Annotated in this window: 12 protein-coding genes; 5 read left to right on the forward strand and 7 right to left on the reverse strand. The window is 74.1% G+C overall.

Annotation, left to right across the window (positions count from 1 at the left end):
• Positions 1–31: 31 nt before the first annotated feature.
• From MOV08_RS08325 to MOV08_RS08335, 3 genes are all read left to right on the forward strand, one after another.
• Positions 32–493 carry a universal stress protein gene (locus tag MOV08_RS08325; RefSeq protein ID WP_039630679.1) on the forward strand — a complete coding sequence of 154 codons (462 nt, stop codon included), beginning with the start codon at positions 32–34 and terminating at the stop codon, positions 491–493.
• A gap of 90 nt (positions 494–583) precedes the next feature.
• Positions 584–799: a dodecin gene (locus MOV08_RS08330; RefSeq protein WP_039630682.1), complete on the forward strand. Its 216-nt coding sequence runs from the start codon at positions 584–586 to the stop codon at positions 797–799.
• A gap of 120 nt (positions 800–919) precedes the next feature.
• On the forward strand, positions 920–2,359 hold the full coding sequence (locus tag MOV08_RS08335; protein ID WP_275306881.1) for an amino acid permease: 1,440 nt from the start codon (positions 920–922) through the stop codon (positions 2,357–2,359).
• On the opposite strand, the gene MOV08_RS08340 is transcribed toward MOV08_RS08335, so the two are convergent.
• Complete coding sequence (locus tag MOV08_RS08340; RefSeq protein WP_275306882.1) at positions 2,286–3,335, reverse strand: ArsR/SmtB family transcription factor; 1,050 nt, start codon at positions 3,333–3,335, stop codon at positions 2,286–2,288. The genes MOV08_RS08335 and MOV08_RS08340 overlap by 74 nt on opposite strands.
• An 84-nt stretch (positions 3,336–3,419) precedes the next feature.
• Between MOV08_RS08340 and MOV08_RS08345 the strand changes: the two genes are divergently transcribed.
• Positions 3,420–4,622: an MFS transporter gene (locus MOV08_RS08345; protein ID WP_275306883.1), complete on the forward strand. Its 1,203-nt coding sequence runs from the start codon at positions 3,420–3,422 to the stop codon at positions 4,620–4,622.
• 30 nt (positions 4,623–4,652) lie between these two features.
• Here MOV08_RS08345 and MOV08_RS08350 read toward each other — a convergent pair whose 3' ends face one another.
• Positions 4,653–5,537, reverse strand: coding sequence for a hypothetical protein (locus MOV08_RS08350; RefSeq protein WP_275306884.1), 885 nt, complete (start codon positions 5,535–5,537; stop codon positions 4,653–4,655).
• Between the two features lie 114 nt (positions 5,538–5,651).
• Here MOV08_RS08350 and MOV08_RS08355 point away from each other — a divergent pair, with 114 nt between their 5' ends.
• Positions 5,652–8,066: a GH92 family glycosyl hydrolase gene (locus MOV08_RS08355; protein ID WP_275306885.1), complete on the forward strand. Its 2,415-nt coding sequence runs from the start codon at positions 5,652–5,654 to the stop codon at positions 8,064–8,066.
• 49 nt (positions 8,067–8,115) lie between these two features.
• Here MOV08_RS08355 and MOV08_RS08360 read toward each other — a convergent pair whose 3' ends face one another.
• The 5 genes from MOV08_RS08360 to MOV08_RS08380 all read right to left on the reverse strand — a co-directional run bounded on the left by MOV08_RS08360 (position 8,116) and on the right by MOV08_RS08380 (position 13,724).
• The gene (locus tag MOV08_RS08360) at positions 8,116–8,328 is read right to left on the reverse strand and encodes an EF-hand domain-containing protein (RefSeq protein WP_039630690.1); all 213 of its coding nucleotides are present in this window, start codon (positions 8,326–8,328) and stop codon (positions 8,116–8,118) included.
• A gap of 81 nt (positions 8,329–8,409) precedes the next feature.
• Positions 8,410–10,887 carry an excinuclease ABC subunit UvrA gene (uvrA, locus tag MOV08_RS08365; RefSeq protein WP_275306886.1) on the reverse strand — a complete coding sequence of 826 codons (2,478 nt, stop codon included), beginning with the start codon at positions 10,885–10,887 and terminating at the stop codon, positions 8,410–8,412.
• Between the two features lie 61 nt (positions 10,888–10,948).
• Positions 10,949–12,226, reverse strand: a complete 1,278-nt coding sequence (locus MOV08_RS08370; protein ID WP_275306887.1) for an NAD(P)/FAD-dependent oxidoreductase — start codon at positions 12,224–12,226, stop codon at positions 10,949–10,951.
• Entirely contained in the window at positions 12,223–12,417 is a 195-nt protein-coding gene (locus tag MOV08_RS08375; protein ID WP_039640322.1) for a ferredoxin, read from the reverse strand. The genes MOV08_RS08370 and MOV08_RS08375 overlap by 4 nt, the downstream gene beginning before the upstream one ends.
• A gap of 53 nt (positions 12,418–12,470) precedes the next feature.
• Entirely contained in the window at positions 12,471–13,724 is a 1,254-nt protein-coding gene (locus MOV08_RS08380) for a cytochrome P450 (RefSeq protein WP_275311729.1), read from the reverse strand.
• Positions 13,725–13,872 lie beyond the last annotated feature (148 nt).

Here is a 13,872-nt window from a genome sequence, read left to right on the forward strand (position 1 = left end):
TCTGCACGTGTGTGCGGATAACCTCGCTGGTGTGGAGGACAATGCAGCCGCGCGGTTCGAGCGCGGAACGGACGGCCCGAAGGTCATCGTCGTCGGCGTCGACGGCTCCGACTCGTCCTGGCGCGCCGCGGCGTACGCGGCCGGACTGGCCAGGCGCCAGGGCTCGAAGCTGGTGATGGTCTACGTCCAGCCGGTGCTGGCGACCGGGGCCGCGCTGGGCGCGCCGGTCATGGACGCCACCAACGAGGTGGCCGAGGAGCTGATGGCCGAGATCCGCCGGGCCACCGAGCGGCTCGACGGGATATACCAGCTGCGGTGGGAGTTCCACACCCTGCGCGGGGACCCGTACAACGGCATGGTGCAGATGGCCGACGAGCTCAGGGCGGACGCGGTGGTGGTGGGCGCCTCGGAGTCCGCCGGGCACCGGATCATGGGCTCGGTCGCGGTGCGCCTGGTGAAGGCCGGCCGGTGGCCGGTCACGGTCGTCCCTTAGGTCGTGTCCGGCTCCGCTGGTGGGCCGGGCGCGGCTGAGGCACGGTGGAGGGTGGACGGGCGGAGTGCCGCCCCGACGAGGGAGACCACCGTGACCGACCGCACCTATCGCGTCACCGAGATCGTGGGGACGTCCCAACAGAGCGTGGACGCCGCGATCCAGAACGGCATCAAGCGCGCCTCCAACACCCTACGCAATCTCGACTGGTTCGAGATCACGCAGGTCCGCGGCCATATCGTCGAGGGCCGGATCGACCACTACCAGGTCGGTCTGAAGGTCGGTTTCCGACTGGAGGACACGGGCTGAAGCACCGGGGCCGAATGGCTCCCCGCCGCCGCGTCGCCTTCGTCCGGCGTGGCCGGCGGTCCATGATGATCCGCCGTCGGACCACGACGGGCACGTACCGAGCGTACGGAGGGATCACCCATGGCACGCCTGCTGCGCGCGGGAGAGGGCGTATGGCGCCGTAAACCCATCGAGCACATCGAGGAGCCCGAGGGCACCGCGTCCCAGCAGCTCACCCGCGAACTCGGGCTGTGGCAACTGACCGCGATCGGCGTCGGCGGCATCATCGGCGCCGGCATCTTCACGCTCGCCGGCACCGTCGCGCACGAGAAGGCCGGCCCGGCGGTGCTGGTCTCCTTCCTCATCGCGGGCGTGGCCAGCGCCGCGGCGGCCTTCTCCTACGCCGAGTTCGCCGGGCTGATCCCGAAGGCGGGCTCTGCGTACACCTACGGCTATGCGGTGCTGGGCGAACTGGCCGGCTGGTTCATCGGCTGGGACCTGCTGTTGGAGTACACCGCGATCGTGGCGGTGGTCGCGATCGGCATTTCCGGTTACTTCTCCTTCCTGCTCGGCGAGCTGGGCCTGAAGCTGCCGGCGTGGCTGCTCGGCGCGCCCGGCACCGGCCCCGGGCACCGGGTGGACCTCTTCGCGGCGGTGCTGTGCCTGCTGATCGCGTATCTGCTGACCCTGGGCATCAAGAACGCCGCACGGTTCGAGACGATCGTGGTCGGGCTGAAGGTGCTGGTGGTGCTGGTCGTCATCGGGGTCGGCTTCTTCCACCTCGACACCGGCAACTACCGGCCGTTCTTCCCGTTCGGGGTGAGCGGCGCGTTCACCGGCGCGGCCACCGTCTTCTTCGCGGTCTTCGGCTACGACGCGATGAGCACCGCCGCCGAGGAGTCCCGGGACGCCCAGCGCCACATGCCCAGGGCGATCATGTATTCGCTGGCCGTGTCGATGGTGCTGTACGTGCTGGCCTGCCTGGTGCTGACGGGCATGCAGAACTACCGGCAGATCGACCCGGAGAGCGGTTTCTCCTCGGCCTTCAAGTCGGTCGGGCTGACCGGGCTGGCGGACGTGATCGCGGTCGGCGCGATCATCGGCATCCTGACCGTGATGTTCACCTTCATGCTGGGGGTGACCCGGGTGTGGTTCTCGATGAGCCGCGACGGGCTGCTGCCCAAGTGGTTCGCCAAGACCAGCGCCACCCACCACGTGCCGGTCCGGGTCACCTGGATCGTCGGGGCGGCGTCCGCGCTGATCGCCGGTTTCCTGCCGATCGGGGAGGCCGCCGAACTGACCAACATCGGCATCCTGCTGGCGTTCGTGGTGGTGTGCGTCGCGGTGATCGTGCTCCGCTACCGGCGCCCCGAACTGCCGCGGACCTTCCGCACGCCGGGCATGCCGGTGGTCCCGGCGATCGGGGTGTGCTTCTCGCTGTGGCTGATCACCTTCCTGGAGTGGCAGACCTGGGTGCGGTTCGTGGTGTGGTTCCTGGTCGGCCTGGTCATCTACTTCTCGTACTCCTACCGGAAGTCGGAGCTGGCGAGGGCGGACGGGACGGCCGCGGGGCGGCGGTGACGGCCCGTACGACCCCCTCGCCGGCCTCCGTCCAGCGGTAGAGCACGCTGCGCCCGGCCCGGCGGCGGGCGATCAGGCGGGCGTCGCGCAGGACCTGGAGGTGCCGGCCGACCGAGCCCAGGCCCTGGCCGGTGAGCGCGACGAGCTGGGTGGTGCTCTTCGGCGTGCCGAGCAGCACCAGGACGGCCGCCCGGCCGGGGCCGAGCAGCGCGGCCAACGCCCCGGGCGCCGGCGGCCGGTCCGGCTCGGCCAGCGCACCGGAGCAGGGGTAGACCACCGCGGAGCGGTGCGGCCGGCGTCCGCCGGTGTCCCAGCACAGCCAGGACTGCCGCGGGGTGACGGGCACGAACAGCAGCCTGACCCCGTCCAGTTGGCGCGGCGGCTGGCCGTGCACGCCGATCCGCAGGCGGTTCTCGCCGAGCCAGCGCAGGCCGGGGCGCATCCCGTCCAGGGCCGCGGCCCAACCGCCGTCGCCGAGCCGGGCGGTGCGCGCCAGCACGTCGGCCTCCAGGACGCGGCGGCGGCGCGGCCAGTCCGGGAGCACGGTGTGCCGCCAGACCCAGTCGAGCAGGGCGGCGGCGCGTTCCGGCAGGTCGTCGCGGTCGCGGAGGGCGGCGGGCAGCGGGGCACCGCCGCGGGCCTCGACGAGGTCGGTGCGGGCGGTGGCCGGCGGGGTGTCGCGGACCCGGGCCAGTTCGGCGGGGAAGTCCTGGTCGCGGTCGCCGCTCGGGGCCGGGGTCAGGAAGGTCGCGTTCCAGGCGGGGCCGAGGGCGCAGCGCACGAGCAGGGCGGTCGGCGGGTCGTCGGCCAGGCGGGCGCGGTAGGCGGGCAGTCGGGCGTCGAGCCAGGCGCGTTCGCCCGGGTCGCCGGCGCTGCCGCGGTGCAGCGTCTTCAGGGCGGCGGTGGTCTCGGCCAGCGGTGAGACGACGAACCGGCCCGCGGCGAGGGTGTCCGCGTCGACCTGCCACCAACCCATGCCCGCCGCCCCCTCGTTGCGCGCTCGTTTCGCGCGCCCGCGAAACTGTACGTCGGGGCGCCGGACGGCCCGGAGACTCCCGGCATGCGCACCTATCGCGAGCTCTTCCGCACGCCGGAGTTCTCCCCGCTCCTCGTCGCGTCCGCCTGCCAGGTGGCCGGGCAGACGGTCGGTGGTCTGGCCCTGGGCACCCTGGTGTACGGGACGACCGGCTCGCCGCTGCTGTCGTCCCTGGCCATGTTCGGCCCGGCCCTGGCCCAGGTGGTCGGCGCGGCCACGCTGCTGTCGGCGGCCGACCGGCTGCCGCCGCGCGCCGCGCTGACCGGCCTGGGCCTGCTGCCGGCCCTCGGCACCGCCGTCCAGGCCCTGCCGGGGCTGCCGCTGTGGGCGTCCTTCGCGGTGCTGACGGTGCTGGGGGTGCTGGCCTCCCTGGGCGGCGGGGTGCGGTACGGACTGCTCAACGAGCTGCTGGCGCGGGAGGGTTACCTCCTGGGCCGCTCGGTGTTCGGCATGGCGTCGGGGGTGCTGCAGATCGGCGGCTTCGCGGTGGGCGGGGCGCTGGTGGCGACGCTCTCGCCGCGCGGCACCCTGCTGGTCGCGGCCGCGCTGTACGCCGCCGGGGCGGCCGTCGCCCACCGGGGCCTCGCCGCCCGGCCGCCGCGCGCCACCGGACGCCCCTCCCTCGCCCGGACCCGGCGCGTCAACGCCCTGCTGTGGACGGACCGGCCGCGGCGGTCCGTCTACCTCGCGCTGTGGCTGCCCAACGGCCTGATCGTCGGCTGCGAGTCGCTCTATGTGCCGTACGCGCCCCGGCAGGCGGGGCTGCTGTTCGCCTGCGGTGCGCTCGGCATGCTGATCGGGGACACCTTCGTCGGCCGGTGGGTCCCCCGTCACCGGGCGGGCCGTCTGGCGGTCCCGCTGTGTCTGCTGCTGGCCGGGCCGTACCTGGTCTTCGCGGTGCGGCCGCCGACGGCCGTGGCGGTGGCGGCGGTGCTGCTGGCCACCCTCGGCTACGCCTCGGGCCTGCTGCTCCAGGACCGGCTGATGGCCCTGACCCCGGACGAGCTGGGCGGCCACGCCCTCGGGCTGCACTCCTCCGGCATGCTCACCTGCCAGGGGGTGGGCGCCGCCCTGGCCGGGGCGCTGGCCGAAGGGCTCCCGCCGGGGCGGGCGATGGCGGCGCTCGCGGTGGCGTCGATGGGGGTGACGGTGGTGCTGGCGCCCGGGCTGCGGGCGGAGCCGGCGCCCCGCGCGCCGCACGGGACGGGCGCCGCACGCGACGCATGACGCCCGGGCGGGGCGGCCCGCCGGGCGGGTTCAGTCGCGCCGCCGCAACCGCCGCAACCGCCGCCGCGCCGCTCGCCAGCGCTGCCCGACGCTCCGGTGCCACCACAGCCACCACGGCAGGCGGCGGCGCGGAACGTACGCCCAGAGGTCCATGTCGGCCTCGGTGTCGCGCGGGCAGCGGCGCAGCAGCGCCAGACAGCGGGCGTCCACCGTGCGGTGCAGCCGGGCGGTGTGGGCCAGCGCGACGATGCCCTGGTGGCGCAGGCCGGCGTCGTCCGCCGCCAGGGCCCGCTCCAGGGTCCGTGCGACGCGGGGCAGGATCGCCTGGGGGCTCGGGTGGGTGAGCGCCAGGCCGATGACCGCGACGCCGACGCGTTCCTCGCCGCGGGCGAAGGCGGCGTCCACCTCCTCGGGGCGGTCGGTGCCGAGCAGCGCGGAGTCCTCCTGCCAGTTCATGCCCCGGCCGGGGACCGCCCGGGCGAGCAGGAACTCGGCGCGGCCGGCCGCGAGTCGGGACTCGGCCACGGTCCGGTCGCCGCGGTCGGCCCGGCGGCAGCCGGCGAGGTGGTCCCAGATCCGCCCCGCATCACGCCCGTCCCCGTCCTCGTCGGCGGGCGCGATCTCCCGGCAGACGGCGTGGAGTTCGGCGGTCCGACCCGTCGCCACCGAAGCGCCCGCCCGGTGGATCCGCTCGAACGCGATCCCCTCCGTCCCGAGGTCGCAGCGCCGGAGGAACGCCAGCTCGACGGTGTCCTCGGCGGTCAGCCTGGCGTGCAGGTACCCCCAGGCGAGTTCGACCGCGTCCAGGGCGACGGCGTACCGGACGAACGCGGCGGGCAGGGCGGCGGGAACGGCCGGGTCCGGCTGTTCCGGTCGCGTGTCCCGGTCTGCCGGGGGTGGTTCCGAGAGTTGCACAAGGCAAGGGTAGGCGAGGGGCGTTGGCGCATCGCGGCCCCTTGACGCGCCCTGCCCCGGGCCCAAGAATGAGCCCGCCCTGACAACGTTGTCGGCCCTCCTGGAGGTCTGCCCATGCCCTGGACCCGACGCACCCGGCCGCGCACCGCGGGCGCGGCGGTGGCGGCCGTGCTCCTCGGGAGCGTGCTCACCGCCCCGGCCGCGCACGCCGCCCCCGCCGCGCCGGCCGAACCGCCCGGTGGCCGCCTCACCGACCTGGTCAACCCCTTCATCGGCAGCCGGAACGACGGCAACACCTACCCCGGGGCCGCGGTGCCGTTCGGCATGGTGCAGCTCTCCCCCGACACCGGGCACACCACCGGCTACGACTACGACGACGACCACATCCGCGGATTCGGCTCGGTGCACATCTCCGGGGTCGGCTGCGGGCTCGGTGGCGACCTGCCGGTCCTGCCGACCACCGGCGCCGTCACCGAGACCGACGACGCGAAGTACGCCGCGGCCTTCACCCATGACGGCGAGTCCGCCCGCCCCGGCTCCTACCGCGTCCGGCTGACCTCGTACGGCGGGATCACCGCCGAGCTGACCGCGACCGCCCGCACCGGCCGCCAGCGCTACACCTTCCCGGCCACCGACCGGGCCAATGTGCTGCTCAACGCCGGCCAGTCGCTGCACCGGACGGTCTCCACCCGCGTCGAGGTGCTGGACTCCCGCACCGTCCGCACCGCGATCACCGGCCGCGGCTTCTGCCAGGACACCCGGCCGTACACCGTCTACACCGTGACCCGCTTCAACCGGCCGTTCACCGCGTACGGGACGTGGCGCGGCGGCACCGTGACGCCCGGGTCCGGGGACTCCACCGGGCCCGGCCGGAACGGCGCCTACGTCCGGTTCGACACCCGCAAGGACCGCGTCGTCGAGGCGACCACCGCCCTGAGCTACGTGGACGCGGCCGGCGCGGCGCGCAACCTCGCGGCGGAGGGCGGGAGTTCCTTCGACCGGGCGAGGGCGGCGGCGGACGCGGCCTGGGAGCGGCGGCTGGGCCTGGTGCGGGTGCGCGGCGGCGACCGCACCCTGCGCCGGACCTTCTACTCCTCCCTCTACCGCTCCTTCCTCGCCCCGAACCTCGGCTCCGACGTGGACGGCCGCTACACCGGCTGGGACCAACGCCCGCACCGGGCACGGGAGTTCACCTATTACCAGAACTGGTCGCTGTGGGACACCTACCGCACCCAGACCCAGCTGCTGTCGCTGCTCGCGCCGCAGGAGGCGCGCGACATGGCGCTGTCGGTGCTGCGCATCGACAAGGAGGGCGGCTGGCTGCCCAAGTGGGGCTACGGCACCGTCGAGACCAACATCATGACCGGCGACCCGGTGACCCCGTTCCTCACCAACGCCTACCGTCAGGGACTGCTCAAGGGCCACGAGGAGGAGGCGTACGCCGCGCTGCGGAAGAACGCCGACGGGGTGCCGCCGGCCGCCTCCCCCGCCGTCGGCCGGGAGGCGAACGCCGCCTACCTCAAGAACGGCTACGCGCCGTACCTCAAGGGCCGCCCGCACACCAAGCCCGGTGACTCCGACTTCGACCACGGCGCCTCGGCGACGCTGGAGTACGCCCTGTCGGACGCGATGCTGGCGCAGATGGCGCGCGACCTGGGCCACCGCGCGGACGCCGCACGGTACGCCGCCCGGGCGCTCAACTACCGCACGCTCTTCGACCGTTCCACCGGCTTCTTCCGGGCCCGGGACGCCTCGGGTGCCTTCGCCGGCCCCGCCGACCCGGCCAAGAGCGAGGGCTTCCACGAGGGCACGGCCTGGCAGTACCAGTGGCTGGTGCCGCAGGACCTGCCGGGGATGGTGGCGCTGATCGGCGGCAAGGAGAAGGCCACGGCCCGGCTCGACTCCTTCTTCGCCTACCGGCAGTTGCTCGCCGACCCGGCGAGGACGGCCCGCGAGGTGTGGGTGAACGGCCCCTACGACTACTACAACGCCGACAAGTACAACCCGCAGAACGAACCCGACCTGATCGCCCCGTACACCTATCTCTCCACCGGGCAGCCCTGGAAGACCACCGACGTGGTGCACGCCGCGCTGACCCTCTTCACCGACACCCCCACCGGGATGACCGGCAACGACGACCTGGGCACCATGTCGGCGTGGATGGTGCTCTCCTCGATCGGCGTCTTCCCGGTCCAGCCGGGCACCGACACCTGGGGCCTGAGCACCCCGGTCTTCGATCGGGTGGACCTGACCCTGGACCGCCGGTACTACCCCGCCGGCCGCTTCACCGTCCTGGCCCCGGGCACCTCGTCCGCCCACCGCTACGTCCAGTCGGTGCGGCTCGACGGCACGCCCCGGGACCGCACCTATCTGACCACCGCCGAGTTGCGCGCCGGTCGTGCGCTGGCGTTCTCCGTGGGCCCGGAGCCGTCCCGCTGGGGCACCGGCGAGGGGGCGGCCCCGCCGCCGGTGGGGACGCCGGGCGCGCTCACCGCGGCCCCGCGGCGGCCGGCCGGGGGCGGGCGCTGAACGCACCGCGGTCAAGCGGCGGGACCGGGCTCCGGCCCGGTCCCGCGACTCAGCCCTGGACCGACTTCCAGAACTCGTCGAAGGACATCAGGCCGTCACCGTCGCTGTCCTTGGCCTTGATGACCGCTTCGGCCATCGGGCCGGTGACCAGGTGGTCGCCCATCGCGGCCATCGCGCTCTTGAACTCGTCCGGCGTGACCCGGCCGTCGCCGTCCGCGTCGAACTTCGCGAACGTGGCCTTGGCCTGCTCTATGTCTGCCACGGGTGGTGCCCCTTCGTCGTGCCGCAGCCGGTCTCTGTGCCGAACCGCGAGGTGAACTGACCCGCGTACATTAGCGGACCGTCAAGAACGCTCCGGGTATGCCCTACTGCGGGCTCGGGTGAGGTAGGGGGAGGTGCGGCTGCCGGGGGCGGCGGCGACCTCGGCGGGGGTGCCCGCGGCGACGATCCGGCCGCCCTCCGCGCCGCCGCCGGGGCCCAGGTCGATGACGTGGTCGGCGCCCGCCACCACGCCCATGTCGTGTTCGACGACCACGACGGTGTTGCCGGCGTCCACCAGGCCGTGCAACTGCCGCAGCAGCACCTCGGTGTCGGCGGGGTGCAGACCGGTGGTGGGTTCGTCGAGGAGGTAGAGGGTGTGGCCGCGGCGGGCCCGCTGGAGTTCGGCGGCGAGCTTGATGCGCTGGGCCTCGCCGCCGGAGAGTTCGGTGGCGGGTTGGCCGAGCCGCAGATAGCCGAGCCCGACGTCCTTCAGGGTGCGCAGGCTGCGGGCGGCGGCGGGCACGTCGGCCAGGAACCCGGCCGCGTCGTCGACGGTCAGGCCCAGGACGTCGGCGACGGTCCGGCCGCGGTAGGTGATCTGGAGGGTCTCGGGGTTGTAGCGGGCACCGTGGCAGTCGGCGCAGGGGGCGTAGGTGCCGGGCAGGAAGAGGAGTTCGACGGCGGTGAAGCCCTCGCCCTGGCAGGTCTCGCAGCGGCCGGCTGCGACGTTGAAGGAGAACCGGCCGGCGGTGTAGCCGCGGGCGCGGGCCTCGTCGGTGGCGGCGAAGACCTTGCGGACGGCGTCGAACAGGCCGGTGTAGGTGGCGAGGTTGGAGCGCGGGGTGCGGCCGATGGGCTTCTGGTCGACGCGGACCAGCCGGTCGACGGTCTCCAGGCCGGTGGCGGCGGTGAGCCGGGCGCGGGGCGCCGGTCCGGTGTCCTGGTCCTCGGTGGTGGTGGTGTCGTCGGCGTCCGGGCGGGGGTCGGTGGTGCCCAGGTGGTCCTGGACGGCCTCCGCGAGGACCCGGGTGACCAGGGTCGATTTGCCGGACCCGGAGACGCCGGTGACGGCGGTGAAGACGCCGAGCGGGAAGGCGGCGTCCAGGTCGCGGAGGTTGTGCAGGGTGACGCCGTGCAGAGCCAGGGTGCCGGTGGGCGTGCGCGGGGTACGGGCGGGGGGCGGTGCGGCGGCGAACAGGAAGCGGCGGGTGGCGGAGTGCTCGGCGTCCGCGAGGGCGGCGACCGGGCCGCTGTGCAGGACCCGGCCGCCGTGCTCCCCGGCGCGCGGGCCGATGTCCACGATCCAGTCGGCGTGCCGGACCACGTCCATGTCGTGCTCGACGACGAAGAGGGTGTTCCCGGCCTCCTTGAGGCGGCCGAGCACGGTGAGCAGGGCCTCGGTGTCGGCGGGGTGGAGGCCGGCGGAGGGTTCGTCCAGGACGTAGACCACGCCGAAGAGGCCGGAGCGCAGCTGGGTGGCGAGGCGGAGGCGCTGGAGTTCGCCGGCGGAGAGGGTGGGCGCGGGTCGGTCCATGCTGAGGTAGCCCAGGCCGAGTTCGGTGAGGACCTCGATGCGGGCGACCAGGTCGCGGGCGAGGGCCGGCGCGGGTGCGTCGCCGGGGCGGGCGGCGGTGGGGCGGAGGAGTTCCGCGAGGGTGGCCAGCGGCAGGCCGGCGAGGGTGGCGATGTCCCGGCCCTCGAAGGTGACCGCCAGCGCCTCGGGGCGCAGTCGGCGTCCGCCGCACACCGGGCAGGGCTCGGCGGTCATGTACTGGCGGACGCGCTTGCGCAGCGTCTCGCTCTTGGAGTCGGCGAAGGTGTGCAGGACGTAACGCCGGGCGCTCATGTACTGGCCCTTGTAGGGCCGTTGGATGCGGCCGGCCTCGCGGACCGGGTGGACGGTGACGACCGGCTGTTCGTCGGTGAACAGGATCCACTCGCGGTCGGCGGGCGGGAGGTCGCGCCACGGGCGGTCGATGTCGTGGCCGAGCGTGGCGAGGATGTCGCGGAGGTTCTTGCCCTGCCAGGCACCGGGCCAGGCGGCGACGGCACCGTCGCGGATGGAGCGGGACGCGTCGGGGACGAGGGAGTCCTCGGTGACGCGGTGGACGGTGCCCAGCCCGTGGCACTCCGGGCAGGCGCCGGCGGCGGTGTTGGGCGAGAAGGCGTCGGAGTCGAGCCGGCCGGTGCTGCCGGCCGGATAGTCGCCGGCGCGGGAGAAGAGCATCCGCAGGGTGTTGGAGAGGGTGGTGACGGTGCCGACCGAGGAACGGGAGGTGGGCGCGGAGCGGCGCTGCTCCAGGGCGACGGCCGGCGGCAGCCCGCTGATCTCCTCGACCTTGGGCGCGCCGACCTGGTGGATCAGCCGCCGGGCATAGGGGGCGACCGACTCGAAGTAGCGGCGCTGCGCCTCGGCGTAGAGGGTGCCGAAGGCCAGCGAGGACTTGCCCGATCCGGACACCCCGGTGAACGCGACCAGCGCGTCCCTCGGGATGTCCACATCGATACCGCGGAGGTTGTGCTCACGGGCGCCGCGCACCCGGACGTACGAGTCGGTCATGTCTCCATGATCGGACACCGTCCGCCGGGGCGGCGGCACCCCTGCGCGATGGGCGCCACGCTCAGCCGGTGGCGGTGGCGGCCCGGACCCGCTCGCGTGCCTCCTCCCAGGGGACGGGGGTGGCGATCACCGCGCGCAGCGCGCGTATCTGACGCGGTGGCAGGGCGCAGGCCAGCACGCCGACGGCCAGGCCGTCGCGGCCGTAGAGCGCGACGGCGCGGCGGGCTTCCCCGTCCAGGACGGTGGTCTCCACCTCGTCGGCGCCGCTGGTCAGGCCGTATGCCTGGAGCTTGAGGCCGTACTGGTCGGACCAGAAGTAGGGCACGGGGGCGAACGGTCGGCGCTCCTGCGGCTCCGCGCCCTCCGCCGTGGCCACGGCACCCTCGGTGGTCAGTTCGGCGACGAGGTTGCGGGCGGCGGCCATGGCCTGTTCGGTGGCGTTCATCCGGTGCTCGAAGCGGAGCGGGCGACCGTGCCCGGGGTGCTCCCAGCGGGCCACGTCGCCCGCGGCGTAGATGCCGGGGGCGGCGGCGCAGTAGGCGTCGCAGCCGAGCCCGTCGGAGGTGTCCAGGGCCGGGTCGGCCAGCCAGCCCACGGCGGGCTCGGAGCCGATGGCGAGCAACACCAGGTCCCCGGGGTGCCGGCTGCCGTCGGCCAGTCGGACGCCGGCGACCCGGGTGGCGCTCCCGTCCGCGACGGTCTCGAACTCGGCCACCTCCCCGGTCACCAGGCGGACGCCGCGGGCCCGGTGCTCCTCGGCGAGGAGTTCCCCGATGCCCGCGCCGACGGCGGCGGCCATCGGCACCGGCTCCCGGCCGACGAGGATGACCTCGTGCCCCAGCTCCCGGGCCACCGCGGCGGCCTCGCAGCCCAGGACGCCGTTGCCGACCACGACCAGGCGGCGGGCGCCCTCGGACAGCCGGTCGCGCAGCGCCAGCGCGTCGTCCAGGGTGCGCAGGGTGAAGACGCCTGCCAGGCCGTCGGCGCCGGGCAGTGTGCGGGCCGCGACGCCGGTGGCGATGATCACGCCGGCGCAGGCCAGGCGCTCACCCCCGTCGAGGGTGAGGGTGCGGGTGGCGATGTCGAGGCCGGTGGCGCGGGTGCCGAGCCGCAAGTCGAGGCCGAGCGGGGCGAGTTGCTCCTCGGTGCGCAGCAGCAGCTTCGCCGGCTCCCAGGCGCCGTGCAGCAGCTGCTTGGACAGCGGCGGCCGGTCGTACGGGAGGTGGGGCTCGTCGCCGATCAGGGTCAGCGGGCCGTCCCAGCCGGCCCGGCGCAGGGCCTCGGCGGCGGTGATCCCGGCGGCCGAGGCGCCGACGACGGCGATCGGACGGGTCGTCATTCCTGCACCTCGATCACGGCGGCGGGGCAGATGGCGGCCGCCTCGCGGACCGCGGCGTGCTGCGCGGCGGGCGGCTCGGCGTCGAGGAGGACGACCACGCCGTCCTCGTCACGCTGGTCGAAGACCTCGGGGGCGACCAGCACGCACTGGCCGGCGGCGCAGCACTTGTCGGCATCAAGGGTGATCTTCATGGTGGTGGCTCCGTGGGCGTTGGTGGGGACGGTGGGACGGTCGGTGCGGCCGGTCACCATGTGACGGGCAGGGCGTGGCAGCCGTAGATGGCCATGTCCGTGCGGAAGGGGATCTCCTCGACGGGCACGGCGGGCCGCAGGGTGGGGAAGCGGCGGAGCAGGGTGGCTATGACGACCTGGAGCTCGACCCGGGCCAGGGCCTGGCCGAGGCACTGGTGGATGCCGTAGCCGAAGGCGACGTGGTGCTGGGCGTTGGGCCGGCCGACGTCGAGGCGGTCGGGGTCGGCGAAGACGCTGTCGTCGTGGTTGGCGGACGGGACGGCCACCACGACGCCCTCGCCGGCGCGGATGAGCGCTCCGCCGATCTCGATGTCGGTGGTGGCGACCCGGCGCGGGCCGTTGCGGATGATGCTGTGGAAGCGCAGCAGTTCCTCGACGGCGCCGCGGATCAGCGTCGGGTCCTGGCGGAGCCGCTCGGCGGAGTCGGGGTCCTGCATCAGCGTCAGGGCGCTGAGGCCGATCATGTTGGCGGTGGTCTCGTGCCCGGCGATCAGCAGCAGGGCGGCGAAGGCGGCGACGTCGTCGTGGTCGATCTCGCCGGTGCGCTGCTGCTCGACGATCAGCCGGCCGAGGATGTCGTCGCCCGGCTCCTGCTCCTTGGCGGTGACCAACGCGTCGAGGTAGTCGCGGAGTTCGCTCCGGGCGGCCTCGCGCTCCTCGTCCGCGATGGTGCGGGAGAGCAGCTTGCCGGTGAGCCGCTGGAAGACCTCGTGGTCGTCGTAGGGGACGCCGAGCAGCAGGCTGATGACGAGCGAGGGGACGGGCAGGGCGAGCGCCTCGACCAGGTCCACCGGCTCGCCGGCCCGGCGCTCCATCGCGTCGCACAGCTCGTCGGTCAGGCGCTGGACCTCCGGGCGCAGCGCCTCGACGCGCTTGACCATGAACTCGCGGGTGACCATCCGGCGGAGCCGGGTGTGCTCGGGCGGATCCATGCGGATGAAGCCGCGGTTCTTGGTGTTGCCGCCGCCTGTCATGCCGCTGAGCGGGTAGCCGTGGAGGGTGGTGTCGGAGCTGAAGCGGGTGTCGCCGAGGATCGCGCGGATGTCGGCATAGCGGGTGGCCAGCCAGGACCAACTGCCGTCGGGGAGCGAGATCTTGGAGATCGGCTCCTCGGCGCGCAGGGTGCCGAACGCGCGGTGCGGGTCCCCCCGCTCCAGCAGGTCGGCGTGCGGCGGCGCTTCGAAGGGGCAGCCGCTCGGGGGTTGGACGGGCGGCACCGGGGCGGCGGGGGCTGTCGTGTCGGTCATCTCGGTCATCTCGCTCCTCGTGCGCACACCGATCGGGTGTGCGCCATGAGTCGATCCTTCGCCTAACAAGCGTAAACTTACATCCGTAATGATCGGGTAAACGTCAGGGGGGTATCGGCGAAACGTGAGCGACGGAACACCCGCGGCC

It is taken from the genome of Streptomyces yunnanensis (genome assembly GCF_029011865.1).
GTDB lineage: Bacteria > Actinomycetota > Actinomycetes > Streptomycetales > Streptomycetaceae > Streptomyces > Streptomyces yunnanensis.